This window comes from Pseudomonas sp. FFUP_PS_473 (assembly GCF_002858665.1).
Classification (GTDB): Bacteria; Pseudomonadota; Gammaproteobacteria; order Pseudomonadales; family Pseudomonadaceae; genus Aquipseudomonas; species Aquipseudomonas defluvii.
The window spans coordinates 88,037-111,257 of the sequence record NZ_PJQQ01000007.1 but is presented as its reverse complement, the minus strand read 5'-3'; the positions used below and the strand labels follow the sequence as shown (position 1 = coordinate 111,257).

21 protein-coding genes are annotated in these 23,221 nt (G+C 61.8%); 13 read left to right on the top strand and 8 right to left on the bottom strand.

The window, feature by feature from the left end:
• The first annotated feature begins 46 nt into the window (after positions 1–46).
• The 7 genes from waaF to CYD26_RS06900 are packed head-to-tail and all read left to right on the top strand — an operon-like array spanning position 47 to position 7,004.
• Positions 47–1,096, top strand: coding sequence for a lipopolysaccharide heptosyltransferase II (gene waaF, locus CYD26_RS06930; RefSeq protein ID WP_102052201.1), 1,050 nt, complete (start codon positions 47–49; stop codon positions 1,094–1,096).
• Positions 1,097–2,155 carry a lipopolysaccharide heptosyltransferase I gene (gene waaC / locus CYD26_RS06925; protein ID WP_065760761.1) on the top strand — a complete coding sequence of 353 codons (1,059 nt, stop codon included), beginning with the start codon at positions 1,097–1,099 and terminating at the stop codon, positions 2,153–2,155. It abuts the gene before it with no gap.
• Positions 2,155–3,279 carry a glycosyltransferase family 4 protein gene (locus CYD26_RS06920; protein ID WP_102052200.1) on the top strand — a complete coding sequence of 375 codons (1,125 nt, stop codon included), beginning with the start codon at positions 2,155–2,157 and terminating at the stop codon, positions 3,277–3,279. Before waaC ends, CYD26_RS06920 begins: the two co-directional genes overlap by 1 nt.
• Positions 3,276–4,082: a lipopolysaccharide core heptose(I) kinase RfaP gene (gene rfaP / locus CYD26_RS06915; protein ID WP_102052199.1), complete on the top strand. Its 807-nt coding sequence runs from the start codon at positions 3,276–3,278 to the stop codon at positions 4,080–4,082. The genes CYD26_RS06920 and rfaP overlap by 4 nt, the downstream gene beginning before the upstream one ends.
• Entirely contained in the window at positions 4,082–4,816 is a 735-nt protein-coding gene (locus tag CYD26_RS06910) for a lipopolysaccharide kinase InaA family protein (protein WP_102052198.1), read from the top strand. The genes rfaP and CYD26_RS06910 overlap by 1 nt, the downstream gene beginning before the upstream one ends.
• On the top strand, positions 4,813–5,565 hold the full coding sequence (locus tag CYD26_RS06905; protein ID WP_102052197.1) for a lipopolysaccharide kinase InaA family protein: 753 nt from the start codon (positions 4,813–4,815) through the stop codon (positions 5,563–5,565). The genes CYD26_RS06910 and CYD26_RS06905 overlap by 4 nt, the downstream gene beginning before the upstream one ends.
• Positions 5,565–7,004, top strand: coding sequence for a lipopolysaccharide kinase InaA family protein (locus tag CYD26_RS06900; protein ID WP_102052196.1), 1,440 nt, complete (start codon positions 5,565–5,567; stop codon positions 7,002–7,004). Before CYD26_RS06905 ends, CYD26_RS06900 begins: the two co-directional genes overlap by 1 nt.
• A gap of 16 nt (positions 7,005–7,020) precedes the next feature.
• Here the strand turns inward: CYD26_RS06900 and CYD26_RS06895 are convergent, their stop codons facing one another.
• Both CYD26_RS06895 and CYD26_RS06890 read right to left on the bottom strand, forming a co-directional pair.
• Positions 7,021–7,731 carry a PolC-type DNA polymerase III gene (locus tag CYD26_RS06895; RefSeq protein ID WP_102052195.1) on the bottom strand — a complete coding sequence of 237 codons (711 nt, stop codon included), beginning with the start codon at positions 7,729–7,731 and terminating at the stop codon, positions 7,021–7,023.
• The gene (locus CYD26_RS06890) at positions 7,728–9,665 is read right to left on the bottom strand and encodes a DUF294 nucleotidyltransferase-like domain-containing protein (RefSeq protein ID WP_102052228.1); all 1,938 of its coding nucleotides are present in this window, start codon (positions 9,663–9,665) and stop codon (positions 7,728–7,730) included. Before CYD26_RS06890 ends, CYD26_RS06895 begins: the two co-directional genes overlap by 4 nt.
• A 246-nt stretch (positions 9,666–9,911) precedes the next feature.
• On the opposite strand from CYD26_RS06890, the gene CYD26_RS06885 reads away from it, so the two are divergent.
• Positions 9,912–10,352, top strand: a complete 441-nt coding sequence (locus tag CYD26_RS06885) for a response regulator (RefSeq protein WP_102052194.1) — start codon at positions 9,912–9,914, stop codon at positions 10,350–10,352.
• A gap of 64 nt (positions 10,353–10,416) precedes the next feature.
• On the opposite strand, the gene CYD26_RS06880 is transcribed toward CYD26_RS06885, so the two are convergent.
• Positions 10,417–12,594: a malate synthase G gene (locus CYD26_RS06880; RefSeq protein ID WP_102052193.1), complete on the bottom strand. Its 2,178-nt coding sequence runs from the start codon at positions 12,592–12,594 to the stop codon at positions 10,417–10,419.
• Positions 12,595–13,032: 438 nt separating this feature from the next.
• Here CYD26_RS06880 and CYD26_RS06875 point away from each other — a divergent pair, with 438 nt between their 5' ends.
• On the top strand, positions 13,033–13,551 hold the full coding sequence (locus CYD26_RS06875) for a glycine cleavage system protein R (protein WP_065760752.1): 519 nt from the start codon (positions 13,033–13,035) through the stop codon (positions 13,549–13,551).
• A 210-nt stretch (positions 13,552–13,761) separates the two neighbouring features.
• On the opposite strand, the gene rarD is transcribed toward CYD26_RS06875, so the two are convergent.
• The 5 genes from rarD to CYD26_RS06850 form a co-directional block, all read right to left on the bottom strand.
• Positions 13,762–14,649 (bottom strand): EamA family transporter RarD, encoded by an 888-nt coding sequence (gene rarD, locus CYD26_RS06870; RefSeq protein ID WP_065761519.1) that lies wholly within the window; start codon positions 14,647–14,649, stop codon positions 13,762–13,764.
• Between the two features lie 64 nt (positions 14,650–14,713).
• Positions 14,714–15,688 (bottom strand): serine/threonine protein kinase, encoded by a 975-nt coding sequence (locus CYD26_RS06865; RefSeq protein ID WP_102052192.1) that lies wholly within the window; start codon positions 15,686–15,688, stop codon positions 14,714–14,716.
• Positions 15,689–15,825: 137 nt separating this feature from the next.
• A complete protein-coding gene (locus CYD26_RS06860) occupies positions 15,826–17,727 on the bottom strand; it encodes a PhoX family phosphatase (RefSeq protein ID WP_102052191.1) in 1,902 nt (633 codons plus the stop codon).
• Between the two features lie 64 nt (positions 17,728–17,791).
• Entirely contained in the window at positions 17,792–18,556 is a 765-nt protein-coding gene (locus CYD26_RS06855) for a TOBE domain-containing protein (RefSeq protein WP_102052190.1), read from the bottom strand.
• A gap of 58 nt (positions 18,557–18,614) precedes the next feature.
• Positions 18,615–19,352 (bottom strand): ComF family protein, encoded by a 738-nt coding sequence (locus CYD26_RS06850; RefSeq protein WP_102052189.1) that lies wholly within the window; start codon positions 19,350–19,352, stop codon positions 18,615–18,617.
• Positions 19,353–19,440: 88 nt separating this feature from the next.
• Here CYD26_RS06850 and bioB point away from each other — a divergent pair, with 88 nt between their 5' ends.
• Genes bioB through bioC form a run of 4 tightly spaced genes read left to right on the top strand, consistent with a single transcriptional unit; the run spans position 19,441 to position 23,220 of the window.
• Positions 19,441–20,499 (top strand): biotin synthase BioB, encoded by a 1,059-nt coding sequence (gene bioB / locus CYD26_RS06845; protein WP_065761524.1) that lies wholly within the window; start codon positions 19,441–19,443, stop codon positions 20,497–20,499.
• 7 nt (positions 20,500–20,506) lie between these two features.
• Positions 20,507–21,679, top strand: coding sequence for an 8-amino-7-oxononanoate synthase (gene bioF / locus CYD26_RS06840; protein WP_102052188.1), 1,173 nt, complete (start codon positions 20,507–20,509; stop codon positions 21,677–21,679).
• Positions 21,672–22,403 (top strand): alpha/beta fold hydrolase, encoded by a 732-nt coding sequence (locus CYD26_RS06835; protein ID WP_099776020.1) that lies wholly within the window; start codon positions 21,672–21,674, stop codon positions 22,401–22,403. Before bioF ends, CYD26_RS06835 begins: the two co-directional genes overlap by 8 nt.
• Entirely contained in the window at positions 22,396–23,220 is an 825-nt protein-coding gene (gene bioC, locus CYD26_RS06830) for a malonyl-ACP O-methyltransferase BioC (protein WP_102052187.1), read from the top strand. Before CYD26_RS06835 ends, bioC begins: the two co-directional genes overlap by 8 nt.
• The last annotated feature ends 1 nt before the right edge of the window (position 23,221 follow it).

The following is a 23,221-nucleotide window of genomic DNA, read 5'->3' as shown; positions in this document are numbered from 1 at the left end:
TGTTGATGAACAGGCTGCAGCCTCCCTGATCGTTTCTGGATAAAGCATGAGAATTTTGATCATTGGGCCCAGCTGGGTGGGCGACATGGTAATGGCACAGACCCTGTTCCATTGCCTGAAGCAGCATCACCCCGAGTGTGTGATCGATGTGCTGGCACCTGAATGGAGCCGGCCGATCCTTGAGCGTATGCCTGAAGTGCGCAAGACCTTGAGCTTCCCGCTCGGCCACGGCGTGCTGGAGTTGGCGACCCGTCGGCGTATCGGTAAATCCCTGGCTGGCGAGTACGATCAGGCGATTCTGTTGCCCAATTCGATGAAGTCGGCACTGGTGCCGTTCTTTGCCGGCATCGCTCGGCGTACCGGCTGGCGTGGCGAGTTCCGCTACGGTCTGCTCAATGATGTGCGCACGCTCGACAAGGCACGCTATCCGTTGATGATCGAGCGCTTCATGGCCCTGGCGTATCCGGCCGGTGCCGAGCTACCCCAACCCTACCCGCGTCCGAACCTGCGCATCGAGGCCGAAAGCCGAGAGGCCGCGCTGGCCAAGTTCGGCCTGAGCCTGGATCGCCCGGTATTGGCCTTGTGCCCTGGCGCCGAGTTTGGTGAGGCCAAGCGTTGGCCGTCCGAGCATTACGCCAAGGTTGCTGAAATCAAGATCCGTGAAGGCTGGCAGGTGTGGCTGTTTGGCTCGAAGAACGACCATGCGGTGGGCGAGTCGATCCGTGAGCGGCTGATCCCTGGGCTGCGCGAGGAATCGACCAACCTCAGTGGCGAAACCTCTCTGGCCGAGGCGATCGACCTGCTGTCCTGCAGTGACGCCGTGGTGTCCAACGACTCTGGCCTGATGCATGTGGCTGCGGCCCTGAACCGTCCGCTGGTGGCGGTTTATGGCTCGACCTCGCCGGGCTTCACCCCGCCGTTGGCCGATCAGGTGGAAATCGTTCGCCTGGGCCTTGAGTGCAGCCCGTGTTTCGAGCGGACCTGCCGCTTTGGCCACTACAATTGCCTGCGCCAACTGGAGCCGGATGCCGTGGCTGCCGCGCTGCAGCGGTTGAACGGCCCGACGTTGATTGATGTCATGGCCGAGGTCGACTAAGTGCGGGTATTGCTGATCAAGACGTCCTCTCTGGGTGACGTGATTCACGCGTTGCCGGCGCTGACCGATGCGTCCCGGGCAATTCCCGGCATCCGCTTCGACTGGGTGGTCGAAGAGGGTTTCGCCGAGATCCCCAGTTGGCATCCTGCGGTGGACAAGGTCATTCCGGTGGCTATCCGCCGCTGGCGCAAGAACCTCTGGCAGACCTTCAAGAGCGGCGAATGGCGCCAGTTCAAGCAGCGTCTGCGTGAACGCCAGTACGACCTGGTGATCGATGCACAAGGCTTGGTCAAGAGCGCCTGGTTGACCCGCTACGTGAAGGCTCCGGTAGCTGGCCTTGACCGCTATTCGGCCCGCGAAGGCCTGTCGAGCCGGTTCTATGACCGCCGACTGTCGGTTGCCAATGGCCAGCACGCGGTTGAGCGGGTGCGCCAGCTGTTCGCCTTGTCGCTGGGCTACGACCTGCCTTCCGGTTTGGGTGACTATGGCCTTGATCGTGCCCGCTTGCAGGAAGGCATCGCGGCACCGTTCGTGGTGTTTCTGCATGGCACCACCTGGGACACCAAGCACTGGCCTGAGGCCTACTGGCGGGAGCTGGCCGAGCGCATGGGCCGCCTGCGTGTCGAGGTGCGTCTGCCGTGGGGGAACCCGGCTGAGCGTGCGCGCGCCGAGCGTATTGCCCAAGGGTTGAGCAATGCCAAGGTCTTGCCGAAACTGAATCTGGCCGGTGTCGCCCGGGTGTTGGCGTCGGCCAGGGCCTGTGTGGCGGTAGATACCGGCCTTGGGCACCTGGCGGCAGCGCTGGATGTGCCAACCCTGTCCTTGTTCGGGCCGACCAACCCTGGGCTCACCGGTGCCTATGGCAAGGCGCAGATACACCTGGGGAGCAATTTCCCCTGTGCGCCCTGCCTGCAGAAGAAATGCACCTACAAACCGAGCGCTGACGATCAGCGTCGGTTCGATCTCAAACGCGAGTGGCCGTTGTGTTTCACTCGCTTGAATCCCGAGCACGTCGCGGGCCGATTGAGCGCGCTGCTGCTGGCTGAGGATGTTCGTTGATGCAACTGGCTTTTGTGCTCTACAAGTATTTCCCGTTCGGTGGCCTGCAACGCGACTTCATGCGCATTGCGTTGGAGTGCCAGCGTCGCGGGCACCAGATCCGTGTCTACACGTTGATCTGGGAGGGCGATGTACCTCCGGGCTTTGAAGTGTTGGTGGCGCCGGTCAAGGCGCTGTTCAACCACCGGCGCAATGAAAAACTCAGTGCCTGGATGGCGGCCGACCTGGCCAAACGCCCGGTCGATCGCTTGATCGGTTTCAACAAGATGCCCGGCCTGGACGTTTACTATGCGGCTGACGGCTGCTTCGAGGACAAGGCGCAGACCCTGCGTAACTCGCTGTACCGGCGTTGGGGCCGCTACCGGCATTTTGCCGAGTACGAGCGGGCGGTATTTGCGCCAGAGTCCAAGACTGAAATCTTGATGATCTCCGAAGTGCAACAACCACTGTTCATCAAACACTACGGCACGCCGCTGCAACGTTTCCACTTGCTGCCACCGGGCATCTCCCAGGATCGCCGGGCGCCGGCCAACGCCGCAGAGATTCGTGCGGCGTTTCGCCGTGAGTTCAAGCTGTCGGACGATGAGCTGTTGCTGGTGCAGATCGGTTCGGGTTTCAAGACCAAAGGTGTCGATCGCAGCCTGAAAGCCCTGGCGGCACTGCCTTCGGACTTGCGCAAACGTACCCGGCTGATGGTGATCGGTCAGGACGACCCCAAGGTGTTCCAGCTGCAGAGTACGGCGCTGGGCCTGGGTGAGCACGTGCAGTTCCTCAAGGGGCGCAGCGATATTCCGCGCTTCCTGCTTGGTGCCGACCTGTTGATTCACCCGGCCTACAACGAGAACACCGGGACGGTGTTGCTGGAAGCCCTGGTGGCGGGTTTGCCGGTGCTGGTCTCGGCGGTCTGTGGTTATGCCCATTACATTGCCGAGGCTGACAGCGGCCTGGTACTCGATGAGCCCTTCGAGCAGGAGCAGCTTAACCAGTACCTGCAACGCATGCTTGAAGACAACACCGCTCGCGCCGCTTGGGCGCGTAATGGTTTGGCGTTTGCCGACAGTGCCGACTTGTACAGCATGCCCGAGCATGCCGCCGATGTGATTCTGGCGCAGGAGCGCGCATGAAGCTGAAACTGGCCGAACCCTTCAAGCGCCTGTGGGCCGGGTGCGATGCCTTCGAGGCTGTTGAAGCCTTGCAAGGTCAGGTGTACCGCGAGCTGGAAGGCCGCCGTACCCTGCGCACCGAGGTCGAAGGGCGGGGTTATTTCGTCAAGATTCACCGTGGCATTGGCTGGGGTGAGATCTTCAAGAACCTGTTCACGGCCAAGCTGCCGGTGCTCGGTGCTGGCCAGGAATGGCGCGCCATTGAGCGCCTGCACCAGGTCGGCGTCCCCACCATGACCGCAGTGGCCTATGGTGAGCGTGGCAGCAACCCGGCGACTCAGCACTCGTTCATCGTGACGGAGGAACTGGCGCCCACGGTCAGCCTGGAAGATTTCAGCCTGAACTGGACCCAGCAGCCACCAGAGCCGCGCCTGAAAAGGGCGTTGATTGCCGAAGTGGCGCGCATGACCGGCACCATGCACCGCGCAGGGGTCAATCACCGTGACTGCTACATCTGTCACTTTCTGCTGCACACCGACCGTCCAGTGACGGCGGATGACTTCAAGCTTTCGGTGATCGACCTGCACCGCGCTCAAACCCGCGCGCAGATCTCCCGGCGCTGGCGCGACAAAGACCTGGCAGCGCTGTACTTCTCGGCTCTGGACATTGGCCTGACTCCGCGCGACAAGCTGCGTTTCCTGCGCGGCTATTTTCAGCAGCCATTGCGTCAGGTTCTGGCCGAAGAAGCCGCCTTGTTGCGCTGGCTGGAGGGCAAGGCCCAGAAGCTCTATGCGCGCAAGCAACGGTATGGGGATGCGCTCTGATGGCGGGTTGGACACTTGACCCTGCCTATGCGGCACTCGCAGCCGATTTTGGCAGTATCGATGCGGTCTTCGCGCTTCAGGGTGAGCGCTTGACGCACGATCTGTTGAGCGAGGTGATCCGGGTTCAGCGCGACGGAATCAACTATTACGTCAAACGCTATGTCGGTGCTGGCAAAGGCCTGCGCCGTTACCTCGGGCGCCCACGGATCAAAGCGGAATGGCAGAACCTCAGGCAGTTTGCAAAGTGGAACATCCCTACCGCCGAAGTGATCGCCTGGGGCTTGGAGCGCAACGGCCTGAGTTTTAGCCGCGGGGCGATGATTACCCGTGAGTTGCCGCATACCGAAGACTTGTCGGCGCTGGCGGAACGCCGTGACCCGCGCTTGCGTGACCGCGCCTGGGTTGACCACCTGAGTCAACAGCTGGCGCGGCATACCCGCTGCATGCATGACCAGCGTTTTACCCACAACGACCTTAAGTGGCGCAACCTGCTGGTCGATGATCAGGGCACGTTGTTCCTGATCGACTGCCCGACGGGCGACTTCTGGTGGGGCTTTATGCTGCGCTACCGGATTACAAAGGATTTGGCATGCCTGGATAAAGTGGCCAAGTATCAGTTGTCGGCTACCCAAAGATTGCGCTTCTACCTGCAGTACCGTGGGTGCAAGCGGCTCGATGCGGCGGACAAGCGGCGCATTCGGCATGTTGTCAGGTTTTTTGAGGGACGTGAATGAGCGATTTTCTGGCCAGTGGCGAGTTGGCATTGCTCGCCCGTCATGGCCTGAGCGATTTCGACCAACTTTGGGCACTGCAGCTCGATGCGGTCGATGAGCCCAATACCGGGCGTGGTGGCTGGAGCAGCGTTTACCGCTTGGAGCTTGAGGGGAAGGGCTACTACCTGAAGCGTCAGAGCAACTACCTGACTCGCACCTTGCACCGGCCATTCGGTGAGCCGACGTTTGCCCGCGAGTTTCGCAATATCAGCCGTTACCAGGCCCTGAGCATCCCTGCGTTGCAGGCGGTCTACTACGGTGAGCGGCGTATTCGCGGTGAGCGTCGAGCTATTCTGATGACCCGTGCACTGGACGACTGGAGCGACCTGGAAAGCCTGCTGGAAAAGTGGCCGCAGCTGTCGGCGTCGAAGCGTCAGGGCATTCTTCAGGTGTGTGGACGAGCCGCGCGTAAGCTGCACCGTGCCGGTCAGGTGCATTGCTGCTTCTATCCCAAGCATATTTTTCTGCGTGAGCGCCGTGATGGCTGGCAGGCACGGCTGATTGACCTGGAGAAAACGCGACCGTTGTTGTTTGGCATGCGCGACCGGCTGAAAGACCTGGAACCATTGCTGCGGCGTGCCCAGGCCTGGAGCGAAGGCGATGTGCGTGTGCTGCTGGGGGCTTATCTGAAACAGCCAGCAGACAGCGCTTTGGTCGATAATTGGTTGGAGCGCCTGACGCGCCGCCGCTGTATTAAAGAGGCTCGCTGATGCAATTGTCTGAACTCAAGAGCGCCGGACGTCGCCCGACGCTGCCACTGAGCATTTCCCTGGCCGATGCAGCCGGTGCTGCCGATCTGCAACTGCTCACGCTATTGCGCGTGTTGCCTGGGCAACGCTATGTCGGTGCCGGGGTCTGGCGTGGCAAGCCCGTACTGGCCAAGCTGCTGGTGGGCAACAGCGCTGCGCGGCACTTTCAGCGTGAGCTGGAGGGCGTGCGCTTGCTTGCCGGGCAAGGGCTGACCACGCCGCGGCTGTTGGCAGATGGCCTGCGCGAGGGCGAGGGTGGCTGGCTGCTGTTCGAGTTTCTTGAGGGTGCCCTCAGCCTGGCCGACGCCTGGGCCGAAGTGGAGAACCTGCCGTTGCTGGCAGACGAGCAACAGCAGGTGCTGGGCGAGGCACTGGCTGCGGTGGCGCAGATGCATGCCAAGGGCCTTTGGCAGGAAGACCTGCACCTGGACAACCTGTTGCGTCACAACGGCCAGCTGTACCTGATCGACGGTGCCGGTATCAAGGCCGAAACCCCAGGCCAACCGCTGTCGCGTGATCGGGTGCTGCAGAACCTTGGGGTGTTGTTTGCGCAGTTGCCCAAGCGTCTTGAGCCGTACATCGAAGAACTGTTGGTTCATTACCTGTTGGCCAATGGTGAACATGCGCTGGTACTGGAAGCGCTGCAGAAACAGACCGACAAGGTGCGTGCCTGGCGGCTGAAGGACTACCTGGACAAGGCCGGCCGTGAATGCACGCTGTTTAGCGTCGAGCGCGGGCTTTCCGGCTTGCGGGCCGTGCGCCGCGATGAGTTGGCCGCGATGAGCGCTGTGCTGGAGCAGGCCGATACGTTGATCGAACAGGGGCATATGTACAAGACTGGAGGGGCCGCCAGTGTCGCTCGTGTCGAGGTCGATGGCCGCCGTCTGGTGATCAAACGCTACAACATCAAGAATGCCGCTCACTGGTTCAAGCGCTTCTGGCGCCCGAGCCGTGCCTGGCATTCATGGATTGAAGGGCATCGCCTGACGTTTCTGGAAATCGCCACGCCGAAGCCGCTGGCGGTACTGGAACGGCGGACCTGCGGCTTGCGTGGTCGCGCTTACCTGGTGACCGAGTACATGGACGGGCCTGACCTGGTCGAGTGCTTTGCGCCGTATGTCGAGAGCGGCGACGTGCCTCAGGAGCAGTTGCAGGCTCTGCAGCAGTTGTTGGAGCGCTTGATCCATGAGCGCATCAGCCATGGTGACCTGAAAGGGCATAACCTGTTCTGGCAGGATGGTCGTTGGGCGCTGATCGACCTGGATGCGATGAGCCACCATGCGACCCAGCTCAGCTTCGCCCCGGCATTTGCCCGTGACCGGGCGCGGTTGCTGCGCAACTGGCCCACGGACAGCGCCCTGTACCAGCGGCTGGATCGGGAACTGCCGACGCTTGCCTGAGCGTCAGCGTGATCGCTTAGAAGAGCTGACGCTGCTGCTGACGCCGGCGCCAGCCGTTTAGCCGCTGTTCAAGCGCCAAGGGGCTGTCGATGTGTTGCCGTTTTGCCTGGTTGAACAGGATCAGGGCCAGTTCGGCAGTGACCATGGCGTCGGCACTAGCATGGTGGCGTTCGCTGGCCTCCAGGCCGAAGTAGTAGGTCCAGTCATCAAGCCCGGCTTCACGCAAGGTGGCGTTGGGGTTGAGCTGGGGGGCCAGTTCGGCCACATCGATGAAAGGGTGTTGCAGGCGGTAACCCAGGCTGTCTTTAAGGGCGCGGCTGAGCATGCGCTGATCAAAGGGTGCATGAAAGGCCAGTATCGGGCTTTCGCAAACAAACTCCATCAGGTCAAGCAAGGCTTGCGCGGGGTCGCAACCGGCAGCAATGGCGCTTGGGCCAAGGCCATGGATCAGCACGCTGGGGCTGAGTTTGTGGTCGTGTCGGTGCAGGGTGCGCTCAAACTGTTGGCTGAAGTCGATGGCGCCGTCCTCAATGACTACCGCACCAATCGACAGTACCTGGTCACGGTTGACGTTCAACCCACTGGTCTCCAGGTCGAGAACAACCCAGCGTTGTTCGTCTAGCGGGCGCTCGTCGAGGGCGGCAGCGCCAGGCAATTGTGCCAGGCGCTGCGCTTGTTGTTCGTTAAGGTGGGGCTGGCGGGGACGCAGCCAGGCAAACAGGCTCATAACTGGTACCGCAGGGTCAGGCTGGCTTGCAGGCGCTGGGCCTGGCGCAGGGATTCACGCAGGATGCGTCGGTCCAGATGGTTCAGGCTGTCCGGGTCGACGCGGTTGGAGTAGGGCAGGTGATGCCGGGTTTGCAACTGGTGTTGCTGCATCCGGGTTTGCTGGATGAAGTGGTAGGCCTCTTCATAGGCCGCACCGTCCAGCGGGTCGATGACGTCCTTGGCAACCAGTTGGCGCAGGCGCTCCAGGGTGTTGTTGGCGCCGATGCCATTGGCCAGCGCGAGCAGGCGTGCGCCGTCGACGAACGGTGTCAGGCCCTGAACCTTAAGGTCGAGTGTTGCGGCCTTGTCGTCGCCCTGGCGCGTCAGGACGAAGTCCCGGAAACGGCCAACCGGTGGGCGCTGACGCAAGGCGTTTTCGGCCATCATGCGCTGGAACAGACGGTTGTCGGCTACCTGCTCGAGAATGCCCTGACGCAGTTGCTCGCAGGCGCTTTCGTCGCCCCAGACCACCCGAAGGTCAAAGTAGATGCTTGAAGCCAGCAGGTTCTCCGGCGTGGCTTCACGAATGAAGGCGGCGAAGCGGCGGGCCCACTCGGCGCGTGAGAGGCACAGCTGTGGATTGCTGGCCATGATGTTGCCTTTGCACAGGGTGAATCCACATTGGGCCAGGCCTTGGTTGATGTGCAGTGCCAACGGCAACAGCTTGCTGCGGATCTCTTCGGCCTGGGCCGCATCGCGTGCCTCGAAGATAATGCCGTTGTCCTGGTCGGTATGCAGGGTTTGCTCGCGTCGCCCTTCGCTACCAAAACACAGCCAACTGAACGGCACGCCCGGATCGCCTTTGTCCTGAAGCGCCAACTCGATGACGCGGCAGACCGTATGGTCGTTGAGCAAGGTAATGATCTGGGTAATCTGGGTCGAGGATGCGCCGTGGGCCAGCATGCGCTCGACCAGTTGACCGATCTCGCCGCGCATCGATACCAGGTTCTCGATGCGTGGTGCATTGCGGATGGTGCGGGCCAGGTGCACCAGGTCCACCCGTTGCAGGGAGAACAGGTCACGTTCGGACACCACGCCACACAGGCGTTTGTCTTCCACCAGGCAAACGTGGGCGATGTGCCGCTCGGTCATCGCAATGGCCGCATCGAAGGCACTGGCTTCGGGGCTGAGGAAGAACGGCGCGTGGGTCATGTGCTGTTCGATCGGCGTGGCGAAGTCGGCGCTGGCGTCGGCCACCACCTGGCGAAGGTCGCGCAGGGTGAAGATGCCAATCGGTGCGCGCTGGGGGTCGACGATGACGATGCTGCCAACCTGTTGTTCATGCATCAGCCGTACTGCTTCGCGCAGCGCTGTCTCGGGGCCGCAGACCACCGGGTGACGCATTGCCAGCTCACCCAGGCGGGTGTTCAGCGAGTACTGAGTGCCCAGGGTTTCGACGGCCTTGCGCTGGACTTGCTGGTTGACCTGATCCAGCAGGCTGCTGACCCCACGCAGGGCGAAGTCCCGGAACACGTCAGACAGCGTGAACAGACGAATGAACGCGGCTTTAGGTAACCGAAGGCAGAAGGTGTCCTCGGCGGCCAGATGCTCGGTACGGGTCGCACGCTCACCCAGCAGCGCCGCCAGTGGGAAGCACTCGCCACTGGTGATTTCAAAGGTGGTTTCAGTGCCGCGTTTGGCGGTGTGCGGGCGTTCGCCGACCACACGCCCCTGTTTGACGATGTAGAAATGCTCCACAGGCCCATCGGCGGGCTTGATGATACTTTCGTCGGCAGCATAGAAACGCAACTGGCACTGTTCAACCAGATAGGCCAGATGGGCGTTCTCCATCTGGTTGAACGGAGGGAAACGCTGCAGGAACTGCATGGTTCCCTGAATGTTCTGCATGACTGCCGTCTTGCCGGCTTGGGCGAAGGCGTCCATTTTACTCATGTGTTCGACCACATCTCTGGGCTCGGCGGCGCAGCGCCGAAGATTGTTCTTGTCTGCCTCCATGGTCGGTCGCAGGCCCGGCAGTGCCCATTGGACGTAAGTCTAAAAAACGCGGCATAGGCAGGTTGATTGGCGTCAGGAGCGGGCTGCAGGCCATCCATTAAGTGATGAAAGGCAGGTTGCAAGGCGTCCGAATGCAGTCTGAACTTGTTCCAGTGGGCAATTTTCTACGTGCATGGAGCCGTGATGACCGATCATGAAAGTATCTTGAGTGACGCCGAGCGCGAGGCGCTAAGTGCGGTCATGCAGGCACCGGCAGCCCTGACAGTATTGATTGTCGATGACCCGCGCAATGCCGCTGACCTGCTGGCTGCGCAGCTCTCCAGCCATGGCGTGCAGTGCCTGGTGCTGGATGACGGCCAAGCGGTACTTCAGCGGCTGAAGAAGGATCGGACAATCGGCCTGCTGATCACGGGCCTGCATATGGCCCCGGTCGATGGTCTGGGGTTGATTCGGTTGATTCGGGGGACGGAACGGGCGGCTTTGCCCATCGTGATTACCTCGGACGAGGCTGATGTGCAGGATGCGATCTCGGCAATGCGCCTGGGCGTAGTGGACTTTCTGCTTGGGCCGATCGATATGGAGGCGTTGCTGGCGCTGGTGCGGCGGGAGTTGGGCGTGAATTGAGCGTGAGGCGACGTGCGTCGCCGCCAGCACCGCCCCCCGGTCGGAGGCAGTGCTGGCGATGGCGTTACAGGCCGTTACGCGCCTTGAACTCGCGCCGACGACGGTGCAGGACCGGCTCGGTGTAGCCGTTCGGCTGCTTGGTACCTTCTACCACCAGTTCGACTGCCGCCTGGAAGGCGATGTTGTTGTCGAAGTCTGGTGCCAGTGGGCGGTACAGCGGGTCGTTGGCGTTCTGCCGGTCAACCACGGGGGCCATGCGCTTGAGGCTCTCCATGACCTGGGCTTCGCTGACGATACCGTGACGCAACCAGTTGGCCAGCAGTTGGCTGGAAATCCGCAGGGTGGCGCGGTCTTCCATCAGGCCGACATCGTTGATGTCCGGCACTTTCGAGCAGCCAACGCCTTGGTCGATCCAGCGCACAACATAACCGAGGATGCCCTGGGCGTTGTTGTCCAGCTCGTTACGGATCTCTTCGTCGGACCAGTTGGTATTGGCGGCGAGCGGGATGGTCAGGATGTCGTCGACCGAAGCCGGTGCACGCTTGGCCAGTTCCGCCTGGCGGGCGAAGACATCGACCTTGTGATAATGCAGCGCGTGCAGCGCAGCAGCCGTTGGCGACGGCACCCAGGCAGTGTTGGCACCCGCCATCGGGTGAGCGATCTTCTGTTCGAGCATGCCGGCCATCAGGTCCGGCATGGCCCACATGCCTTTACCGATCTGTGCACGACCTGACAGGCCAGTGGCCAGACCGATATCGACGTTGGAGTTCTCGTAAGCGCCGATCCACTTCTCGGTTTTCATGTCGCCTTTGCGCACCATGGCGCCAGCCTCCATGGAGGTGTGGATTTCGTCGCCGGTGCGATCAAGGAAACCGGTGTTGATGAACACTACACGCTCGCTGGCAGCCTGGATGCAGGCCTTCAGGTTGACCGTGGTACGACGCTCCTCGTCCATGATGCCGACTTTCAGCGTATTACGTTTCAAGCCCAGAACGTCTTCGATGCGACCGAACAGTTCATTGGTAAATGCGGCTTCTTCAGGGCCATGCATTTTCGGCTTCACGATATACACAGAGCCGGTGCGGCTGTTCTTGCGGGAGGTGTTGCCGTTGAGGTTGTGCACCGCTGCCAGGTTGGTGATCAGGCCGTCGAGGATGCCCTCTGGTACTTCGTTGCCGTCTTTGTCGAGAATGGCGTCGATGGTCATCAGGTGACCAACGTTACGCACAAACAGCAGCGAACGACCGTGCAGGCTCAACGTGCCACCCTGAGGCGTGCTGTACTCGCGGTCCGGGTTCATGGTGCGGGTGAAGCTCTGGCCACCTTTGCTGACGCTTTCAGACAGGTCGCCTTTCATCAGGCCGAGCCAGTTGCGGTAGACCACCACTTTGTCGTCGGCATCGACCGCAGCGACGGAGTCTTCGCAGTCCATGATGGTGGTCAGGGCGGCTTCGACCAAGATGTCTTTTACACCCGCTGCGTCGGTTTGGCCGACAGGGGTGTTGGCGTCGATCTGGATCTCGAAGTGCAGGCCGTTGTGCTTGAGCAGGATGGCGGTCGGTTTCGCCGCATCACCCTGGAAGCCAATCAGTTGTGCATCATCGCGCAGGCGACTGTTGCTGCCACCCTTGAGGGCGACTACCAGTTTTCCGCTCTCGATACGGTAGGCTGTGGCATCGACATGGGAGCCGGCTGCCAGTGGCGCGGACTCATCGAGGAAGGCGCGGGCGAAGGCAATGACCTTGTCGCCACGAACCTTGTTGTAGCCTTTGCCTTTTTCCGCGCCACCCGCTTCGCTGATGGCGTCGGTGCCATACAGGGCGTCGTACAGCGAGCCCCAGCGGGCGTTGGATGCGTTCAGGGCAAAGCGCGCATTCATGACCGGAACCACCAGTTGTGGGCCGGCCATGCGAGCGATTTCGTCATCGACGTTTTCGGTGGAAATCTGGAAATCTGCCGCTTCTGGCAGCAGGTAGCCGATTTCCTGAAGGAAGGCTTTGTAGGCCGCAGCATCGTGTGCCTGGCCTTTGCGTGCCTGGTGCCAGGCGTCGATCTTCGCCTGCAGCTCGTCACGTTTGGCCAGGAGGGCTTTGTTCTTTGGAGCGAGGTCGTTGATGATCTTTTCCGCACCCACCCAGAACTGTTCGGCGTTGATACCGGCTCCAGGAATGGCTTCGTTGTTCACGAAGTCGAACAGGACTTTGGCGACCTGAAGGCCACCGACTTGAACGTGTTCAGTCATTGCTTGCCTCACTCTGCTCAGCTATTCAGCTCTTCTATTTAAAGCCTGTAGCGCTTCTCTAAACACGGCACCAGAACTTGCCCGGAGGGCGGCTGGGTGCAGCCTGCCAGGCGTGCTGGCGGGCGGTTGCGTATTTTCACAGGCGCCTTGGCAGACATCGAATCAACGTTTTGTAGTCCGCGCTGCGGCATACTACATGATGCGCGGCGGTTGTGAAAATTAGACTAAATACGTCGTTCTGCGACCGTTTGGTCGCATGGGGTCACGCTGGAAGACAACATGTTCTCAAAAAACAGAGAGATTGTTCCAGATAAATCTTAAAACAGTACACGATTTGTCTTTTGGGACGGCTGCGGCAGGTTGCCGCGCCTTGCCTATACTTTCCCGGCGCCTTGGCAATTCGGGCGAATCGAACCGTTAAACGCAGAGGGCTGCCGCGTGAATCATCTCGTATTGACAGTGATTGCCGCCGACAAGGCGGGTCAGGTGGAGCGCATCGCAGAATGCATTGCCGAGCATAACGGCAACTGGCTCGAGAGCCGGATGTCGCGGATGGCCGGCCAGTTTGCCGGGATTTTGCGCGTGGCCGTTCCGGCGGAGTCCTATGATGAGTTGGTCGAAGCCTTGCAGGCGCTGGCCAGCCAGGGTATTCGCGTGCTGATCGCCGAAAGTGGCATCGAGCCTTCGTGCACCTGGAAGCCCATAGCGATGGAGCTGGTCGGCAACGATCGGCCAGGCATCGTTCGAGATATCACGCGTTTGTTGGCCGAGCTGGGGATCAACGTTGAGCGCTTGAACACGGATGTGCGACCGGCCCCCATGAGCAGTGAGCCGCTGTTTTATGCTGAAGCGTTGTTGGCGCTGCCGCTGACCTTGCCGCTCGAACAGCTACAGAAGCACCTGGAAGAACTGGCAGACGATCTGATGGTAGAGCTCACGTTACGACCGGAAGAGTAGTTATCCCGTTTTACCGGGGATGCCCCTGTGGATAACCTGGGGAGCCTCCTGGCAGCGCCAAGCCGGCTGCGGCCTGTGGAGGTTTGAGCAAAAAATGAGCAGATTCAAGGGCTTGTGCACAAAGCACGGGGATCAGCTTGTGGATAACCTTGGGAGAGGTTGCTGCAGGCCACGTGTTGTGTGGCCTGCAGCGATCTGTATATTTTTTGATCAGCTGTTTTTGCGCAGGCGTAGCCAGCTGTCGACGCTGTACAGCGCCAGGCCGGCCCAAATGAAGATGAACGCTACCAGCGTGCTGCTCGACAGGTGTTCGCCAAACAGCCATACCGCCTGCAGCAGAACCAGCGTCGGCGCCAGGTACTGCAGGAAGCCCAGGGTGGTGTAGGGCAGGTGGCGCGCTGCGGCGTTGAAGCACACCAGCGGCACCAGCGTGACCGGCCCGGCCGCAATCAGCCAGAGGGCTTCGCTGCTGCCGTAGAAGCTGGCCTGTGCGCTGTTGGCGTGCGGGTTGAGCAGCAGCCAGCCGAGTGCCAGCGGTACTAGCATCCAGGTCTCCACTACCAGCCCGGGCAGTGCCGCAACGGGCGCCCTTTTGCGGATCAGGCCGTAGAAACCGAAGCTCAGTGCCAGTACCAGTGAAATCCACGGCAGGCTGCCGACTTGCCATACCTGTTGCGCCACCCCGAATGCTGCCAGGCCTACGGCGAGCCATTGCAGGCGGCGCAGGCGCTCGCCCAGTAGAAGCATACCCAGCAGAACGTTGACCAGCGGATTGATGTAGTAGCCCAGGCTGGCCTCAAGCATGCGGTCGTTGTTCACGGCCCAGACATAGGTCAGCCAGTTGCCGGCGATCAGCGCGCCGCTCAGGGCCAGGGTCGCTAGCCGGCCAGGGTTTTCGCGTAGCTCGCGCCACCAGCCGGGGTGTTTCCAGACCAGCAGCAACAGTGAGCCGAACAAGGCCGACCAGAGCACCCGGTGAACAATGATCTCGACGGCCGGAACGGCTTGCAGGGCTTTGAAATAGAGGGGGAACAGGCCCCAGATGATGTAGGCGGTCAGGCCCAGGATGTACCCGCGGCGCGGGTTGACGGCGTGCATGCAGATTCCTTGCTTAGGCAGCTAACTAAAAGCAGTCGCCATTGTAGACAGACTGCTTCAGGTTTCAGAACAATTTCAGCGGTTCTTCATCCAGTGCGGCCCGTTGTTCACGTAGTGCAAGGATCTGGTCGCCCCAGTAACGCTCCTGACCGAACCAGGGGAAACTACGCGGGAAGGCCGGGTCGTCCCAGCGCCGGGCCAGCCAGGCGCTGTAGTGCAGCTGGCGCAAGGCGCGCAGCGGTTCGATCAGGGCCAGTTCCCTCGGGTCGAAGTCGTGGAACTCGTTGTAGCCGTCCATCAGTTCAGCCAGTTGCCCCAGGCGCTCCTGCCGACTGCCGGCAAGCATCATCCACAGGTCTTGAACCGCCGGGCCCATGCGGCAGTCATCCAGGTCGACAATATGGAACACCTCATCCCGGCACATCATGTTGCCGGGGTGGCAGTCGCCATGCAGGCGGATGAGCGTGTGCGGCGTTTGCGCGTAGATGGCCTCGACGCGCTTGAGCAGGTCACGTGCGACCGACTCATAGGCGGGCAGCAGGCTTTTGGGGACGAAGTTGCCTTCCAGCAGGGTGGCGAGCGAAGCATGGCCGAAGTTATCCACCCCCAAGGTTTCACGGTGCAGAAACGGACGGGTAGCGCCTACGGCGTGCAAGCGCCCCAGCAGTTGGCCGAGGCGATAGAGTTGGTCCAGATTGCCCGGTTCGGGCGCCCGCCCGCCACGCCGTGGGAACAGGGTGAAGCGAAAACCGGCGTGTTCGAACAGGGTGGCGCCGTTGTGAACCAGTGGCGCGACCACCGGCACGTCGCAATCGGCCAGTTCGGCGGTGAAGGCGTGCTCTTCGAGAATGGCCTCGTTGCTCCAGCGTCCGGGCCGGTAGAACTTGGCGATCAACGGTTCGGCGTCTTCGATGCCGACTTGATAGACGCGGTTCTCGTAACTGTTGAGGGCCAACACCCGGGCATCGCTGAGAAAACCGGTGCTTTCCACAGCGTCCAGCACCAGGTCGGGGGTGAGGGTATCGAAGGGGTGTGACATACGCGCTCCTGCCGTGCGGCAGGCAGCCGCATCATGCCTGGCATGGTAGCGCAATCCGCCGGATGCGATGCATCTCGTTGGGGTGCGCTACATGCCCCTGCGCGCGCCGAGTTGCAGGGGCTGTGTTGCGGTTCGCCTCAGGCGCCGATGATGCCGCCGTCGTCCCGGCGGATCGCGATGACGGATGAACGCGGCTTGCCGTTGGGCAGGTGCTCAGGGAAGGTCGAGCCGCCACTTTCGCCTGGGTGCTGGATACCTACGAACAGCGTGCGCTGGTCTGGCGCGAAGGCAATACCGGTGACCTCACAGCCTACCGGGCCGACCATGAAGCGCCGGATCTCGCCGGTCGTCGGGTTGGCGCAGAGCATCTGGTTGTTGCCCATGCCGGCAAAATCACCGCTGTTGCTGTAGTCGCCATCGGTGAGAATCCACAGCCGTCCGTCGGCATCGAAACCCAGCCCGTCCGGGCTGTTGAACATGTTCTGCGGGGTGATGTTGGCTGAGCCGGCTTTCGCGTCGCCGGGATGAACGCCAGGGTTGCCGGCAATCAGGAACAGGTCCCAGTCGAAGGTCATCGCACCCTGGTCGTCAGCGCTTTCGCGCCAGCGCAGTATCTGCCCATAGATGTTTTTTTCGCGGGGGTTCGGTCCGTTTACAGGTTGGCCTTCTTCGCCGCGTTTGACGTTGTTGGTCAAGGTGCAATAGACCTGACCATCCTTGGGGCTGACCACAATCCATTCCGGGCGGTCCATGCGTGTGGCGCCAAGCAGGCTGGCCGCCAGGCGCGCATGGATCAGCACCTGAGCCTGATTGGCGAAGCCATTGGCGGCGTTCAGGCCGTTCTTGCCGTGGGTCAGCTCCAGCCACTGGCCCTTGCCTTTCGGCTGGTCGTGGTTGCCGTCGCCGTTGTCGAAGCGGGCGACATACAGGGTGCCGTGGTCGAGCAGGTTACGGTTGGCAGTGGGGTTCTTGTGGTCGATGGGGTCGCGGCTGATGAATTTGTAGATGAACTCTCCACGTTCATCGTCGCCCATGTAGACCACCGCCCGGCCGTCGCGAGTTTCGCCTAGTGCCGCATTTTCATGTTTGAAGCGGCCCAGGGCTGTGCGCTTGACCGGCGTTGAATGTGGGTCGAAGGGGTCAATTTCGACGACCCAGCCATGCCGGTTGAGTTCATTGGGGTTTTTCGCCAGGTCGAAGCGCGGATCGTGCAGGTGCCAGCCGATGTCCTTGCTGGCGACCGAAGCACCGTAGCGTTTCTGGCCCGGATCGAATGCCTGTTGGGGGTTGCTGCTGCCGAAGCAGTCGGTGAAGTTTTCTTCGCAGGTCAGGTAGGTGCCCCATGGCGTCTTGCCGTTGGCGCAGTTCTGGAAGGTGCCCAGTACCTTGCTGCCACTGTTGTCGGCAGCGGTCTTGAGCCAGGCATCGCCGCTGGCCGGGCCGCTCATGCGGATTGGCGTATTGCCGTGAATCCTGCGGTTGTAGGGCGAGCCCTGGACGAACTGCCACTGGCCATTGCTGCGTTGCACCTCAATCACCGACACGCCTTCGGCAGCCTGGGCCTTATGCACATCTTCGGCGGAGGTTGGCTGGCCACCGTGAGGGAACAGGTAGCGGTAGTTGGTGTACTCGTTGTTGATGGCCATCAACGCCCGGTTTTCATCGCCAGGAAAGGGGAACAGGCTCATGCCATCGTTATTGTCGCCAAACTGCAGTTCCTGCGCTTTGGCGCTGCCATTGCCCGAGGCGTCGAACGCCGGGCTGTCGGTGTGCAGCGGCTGGCCCCAACTGATCAGTACCGAGGCGTTGTAGCCGGGCGGCAGGCTGATGCTGTCGGTGGTTGCGGCAGGGATCGTCGGAAAACCCAGCAGGCTGTCGTTGGCGGCCTTGACGCTCTGCGCCAGTGTGCTGCGGCTCAGCAGGCCGCCGCCAAGGAACAACGCTGCGCCACACAGGGCGCCGGCACCGATGAAGCGGCGTCGGCTGAGGCCGACCATCTGTTCGAGATCGGTAGGCTGGTTTTCGTCTAAAAGGGTCATGATCGGCTTCCTGCTGTTTTGGCAGTCACCTTAGTCAGCCTGTATGACGGTAATGTGTCGAATTTTAGACTGGGGTTCCCAGCAGTACACAGGCCGGCGGGAACTGAACCTGTAACAGGCTTCCAGGCGTTGCGTGCAACTCATTCAGCCACTCGGCTTCTGCGAGGGCGCAGAGGGTCTGGCCGTTGCTCAGCACCAGGCGCACTTCGCTGGGCCCTTCGGCATCGTCGAGGCGCTCCTCGACGGTTGCCAGCAGGCAGTTGTAGCCAGCTTCAGGCTGGGCATCGGTCGCCAACAACTCCAGCCAGCCAGCCTTGATCAGCGCAACGACAGTGGCCCCAGGGGCCAGCTCCAGGCGCAGCGTGCTGTCATGGGTGATCTGTGCGCTGAGGCTCAGGTTGTCGGCCAGTGCCAGCTCGATCAGGTCATTGCGACCTTGAGCCTCTATTGTGCGTACCTTGCCGTACAGTTGGTTGCGTGCGCTGGTGCGCAGCATCAGCCGACCGAGCAGGTCGAGATCAGCCGCGTCTTCGGTGGCTTCGAGAATTTGCGCCTGCAAGGCTTGCAGGCGCTGATACAGGCGCAGTACCCGAGCGCCTTCCTCGGTGAGTTTCGCACCGCCACCACCCCTGCCACCGACGCTGCGTTCGACCAGTGGCGTGCCAGCCAGATTGTTCAGCTCGTCGATGGCATCCCAGGCGGCCTTGTAGCTGATACCGGCGCTTTTGGCCGCCCGCGTGATCGAGCCTTGCTCGGCGATGTGCTGCAGCAGGGCGATACGTTGCGGGCGTTTGACGAGGTGCTGGTTGAGCAGGGCGGGCAGGGACATGAATGGCTACGCAGGGTGGCGGTGATCGCTGCGAAAGTGCCCGCCCGCTTGTGCCAAGTCAAGCGCTGCCCGGTTTTGGCGTGCGCGCCAGGCAGTACACATCAACCCGTCGAGCCCCCGCCTTGAGCAGCTGGCTCGCCAAGGCCTGGGCGGTGGCACCGGTGGTCAGTACATCATCGACCAAGGCCAGGTGACGGCCGGCCACGGCCTTCACATCGGTCACTGCGAACGCCTGGCGCAGGTTGCGTTTGCGGGTCCGGGCGTTCAGGCCCTGTTGCGCAGGGGTATCGAGCGTGCGCACCAGCAGGTGTTCATCGCAGGTAATGTCCAGTTGTGTGCCAAGCCACTTGGCCAGCATCCCCGCTTGGTTGTAACCGCGCTGACGCAACCGGCGTGTGGCCATCGGTACAGGTAACAGAAGCGTTGGCTGCGCCAGGCCTTCGGCAAAACGGTAGGCCAGCCAGTTGCCGAGCAGTTCGGCGAGCAGTCGCCCCAGCGGCCATTGCCGGTGGTATTTGAAGCGGGTGATCAGTGCATCCACTGGAAACCCATAGTGCCAAGGGGCTTCAACCTGCTGGAAAGCCGGGCGGCGGCGATTGCATTGCCCGCAGACCAGTCCTGTCATCGGCAAAGGCAATGCGCACACCCGGCATCGTTCATCAAGCCAGGGCAGCTCGGCCTCGCAGGCGACGCAGATGGGGATGGGGGCGTGGGCAGGTTCATCGCATAACAAACAGTTGTGGTTATTATTTAACCACTTGTAAACCATCTGTTTAAGCTTCGGTTGACAGTGCATGGGGCTTCCTTAATCATGCAAACACTCCGTGATGCGCTGGCGGGCTTTCCTGTCCCGGCGCCAGTCAAGCCTAAACAAGGAATCGCCCATGAGCGCCAGCACAACTGCAACTCTTCGTCACGACTGGACCCTGGCTGAGGTTAAAGCCCTGTTCCAACAGCCGTTCAATGACTTGCTGTTCCAGGCGCAGACCGTGCACCGCGCGCACTTCAACGCTAACCGTGTTCAGGTCTCGACCCTGCTGTCGATCAAGACCGGTGCTTGCCCGGAAGATTGCAAATATTGTCCACAGTCCGGTCACTACAACACCGGCCTGGACAAGCAGAAGCTGATGGAAGTGCAGAAGGTGCTGGAGGAAGCCGCGCGGGCCAAGGCTATCGGTTCTACCCGGTTCTGCATGGGCGCCGCCTGGAAACACCCGTCGGCCAAGGACATGCCGTATGTGCTGGAGATGGTCAAAGGGGTCAAGGCCATGGGCCTGGAAACCTGCATGACCCTGGGCAAGCTCGACCGTGAGCAGACCCAGGCCCTGGCCGAAGCCGGGCTGGACTACTACAACCACAACCTCGATACCTCGCCGGAGTTCTACGGCAACATCATCACCACCCGTACCTATGGCGAGCGCCTGGAAACCCTGGCGTATGTGCGCGATGCGGGGATGAAGATCTGCTCGGGTGGCATCCTCGGCATGGGCGAGTCGCTGGACGACCGCGCTGGCCTGCTGATTCAACTGGCCAACCTGCCAGAGCACCCGGAGTCGGTACCGATCAACATGCTGGTGAAGGTCGCCGGTACGCCGCTGGAGAATGCCGAGGCTGTCGATCCGTTCGACTTTATCCGCATGCTCGCCGTTGCCCGCATCCTGATGCCCAAGTCCCATGTTCGTCTGTCGGCTGGCCGTGAAGCCATGAACGAAGAAATGCAGGCACTGGCCTTCTTCGCGGGCGCCAACTCGATTTTCTACGGCGAGAAGCTGCTGACCACTGCCAACCCGCAGGCCGACAAGGACATGCAACTGTTTGCACGCCTTGGTATCCAGCCCGAGGCCCGCGAGGAGCATGCCGATGAGGTTCATCAGGCGGCTATCGAGCAGGCCCTGATCGAGCAGAAGAGCAGCGAGTTGTTCTACAACGCCGCCTCGGTTTGAGGTGCGGATGAGCTTCGATCTTCGTGCGCGCCTGGAAGAACGGCGCGCCGCGTCCCTGTACCGGCAGCGACCGTTGCTGGAGAGCCCGCAAGGCCCCAGCGTGGTGGTCGACGGTCAACCGCTGTTGGCCTTTTGCAGCAACGACTATCTGGGCCTGGCCAATCACCCCGATGTGATTGCTGCCTGGCGTGACGGTGCCGAGCGCTGGGGTGTCGGTGGCGGTGCTTCGCATCTGGTGATCGGTCATAGCGGCCCGCATCACGCGCTGGAAGAGGCCTTGGCCGAGTTCACCGGGCGCCCGAGGGCGTTGCTCTTCACCACCGGCTACATGGCCAATCTGGGCGCTGTGACGGCATTGGTCGGGCAGGGTGATACGGTGCTGCAGGACCGCCTCAACCACGCATCGTTGCTTGATGCCGGGCTGCTCAGTGGTGCGCGTTTCAATCGCTACCTGCATAACGACCCCCTGAGCCTGAGCAGCCGTCTGGAGAAAGCCCAGGGTGACACCCTGGTGGTCACTGACGGGGTGTTCAGCATGGACGGCGATGTGGCCGACCTGCCCGCGCTGGCCAAGGCGGCGAAGGCGCGCGGTGCCTGGTTGATGGTCGACGATGCACATGGTTTCGGTACTCTGGGGCGTCAGGGCGGTGGCGTTGTCGAGCATTTTGGCCTGGGCCTGGATGATGTCCCGGTGCTGGTCGGTACCCTGGGTAAGGCCTTCGGCACCGGGGGAGCATTTGTTGCGGGCAGTGAAGAACTGATCGAGTGCCTGATCCAGTTCGCCCGCCCTTATATCTACACCACCAGCCAGCCTCCGGCGCTGGCCTGCGCCACCTTGAAAAGCCTGGAGCTGCTGCGTACTGAAACGTGGCGTCGAGAGCACCTGGCGGCATTGATCCAACAATTCCGCAGTGGCGCCGAGCAGATCGGCTTGACGCTGATGGACAGCTTTACCCCGATCCAGCCGATCGTGATAGGCGACAGTGCTCGGGCGGTTCGGTTGTCGCAGTTGTTGCGTGAGCGCGGCCTGCTGGTCACTGCCATTCGACCACCGACGGTCCCTGCAGGCGGTGCGCGGTTGCGCGTTACCCTGACAGCGGCCCACAGTCAGGCACAGGTGCAGCTATTGTTGAATGCATTGGCCGAGTGTTATCCGTTGTTGGAGCCTGTCGATGCGTGACCGTCTGATACTGCTGCCAGGCTGGGGCCTGGGAACCGCGGCGCTGGAGCCGTTGGCTGCGGCTCTGCGCGCGTTGGACCCGGCGCTCAAGGTTGAGGTGCATGCGTTACCGCAACTCGACACCAGTGATCCGCACGCGTGGCTTTCGGCCCTGGACCGTAGCCTGCCACGTAACACCTGGCTGGGTGGCTGGTCGCTGGGTGGAATGCTGGCGGCTGAACTGGCCGCTCGTCGTGGTGATGAGTGCTGCGGCGTACTGACCCTGGCCAGCAACCTCAGTTTTGTCGCTCGCCCGGATTGGCCGCACGGGATGGCGCCCGCCACCTTTGAGACGTTTCTCGACGGCTGCCGCCATCACCCTCAGGTGACCCTTAAACGCTTTGTCTCGCTGTGCAGCCAGGGTGCAGAGGAACCACGCACGCTGGCGCGGCTGTTGACGGCCGGTATGCCGCAGACGCGTGAGGAGTTTCTGGTGACTGGCCTGGAACTGCTGGCGCAGTTGGACACCCGTACAGCATTGCAGTCGTTTGGCGGGCCGCAGCTGCACCTGTTTGCCGGGAGCGATGCATTGGTGCCTGCTGAAGCTGCGCGCGAGCTGCTGAATGTGTTACCCGACGTTGAAGTCGGTTTGATCGAAGACAGCGCGCACGGCTTCTTGGTGGAGACACCCCACGAGTTGGCCTGTGCGATAAAGGCTTTTCTGCACGAGAGCGGTGATGACTGATCTATCCCGGCCGGCCTTGCCCGGTGCCTTGCCTGACAAACGCCAGGTAGCCGCGTCGTTTTCCCGCGCCGCAGTCAGTTATGACAGCGTTGCGCAGTTGCAGCGCGATGTGGGGAACGCCTTGCTGGAACAATTGCCTGCGTCGTTACAGCCGTCGAACTGGCTCGACCTGGGCAGTGGCACGGGCTACTTCAGCCGGATGCTGGAACAGCGTTATCCGCAACGTGTCGGCCTGGCGTTAGACATTGCCGAAGGCATGCTTCGTCATGCCCGCGAACAGGGCGGTGCGCACTACCATGTTGCTGGTGATGCCGAGCGTTTGCCGCTGCGCGAGGCCAGCGTCGGGCTGATCTTCACCAGCCTGGCGGTGCAGTGGTGTGGTGACTTTGCAGGTGTGCTCAGTGAGGCCCGGCGGGTGTTGCAGCCGGGCGGTGTCCTGGCGTTTGCCAGCCTGTGTGTCGGTACGCTCCAGGAGCTGCGCGACAGTTGGCAGGCGGTGGACGGGCTGGTTCACGTCAACCGTTTTCGGCCATTTGAGGACTATCAGCGCCTGTGCCTGGCCAGTGGCATGCCGGTGCTGGCGTTGGAGCGCCGTCCGCATGTTTTGCACTACCCGGATGTGCGCAGCCTGACCCATGAGCTCAAGGCCTTGGGCGCACACAATCTCAACCCGGGCCGGCCCACCGGCTTGACGGGACGCGCACGCATGCAGGGCTTGCTGCAGGCATACGAGCGGTTCCGTCAGCCCCAAGGCCTGCCGGCGACCTATCAGGTGGTCTACGGGGTGCTGCAGAAACCTCTGGAAGGTGGAGTGTGAA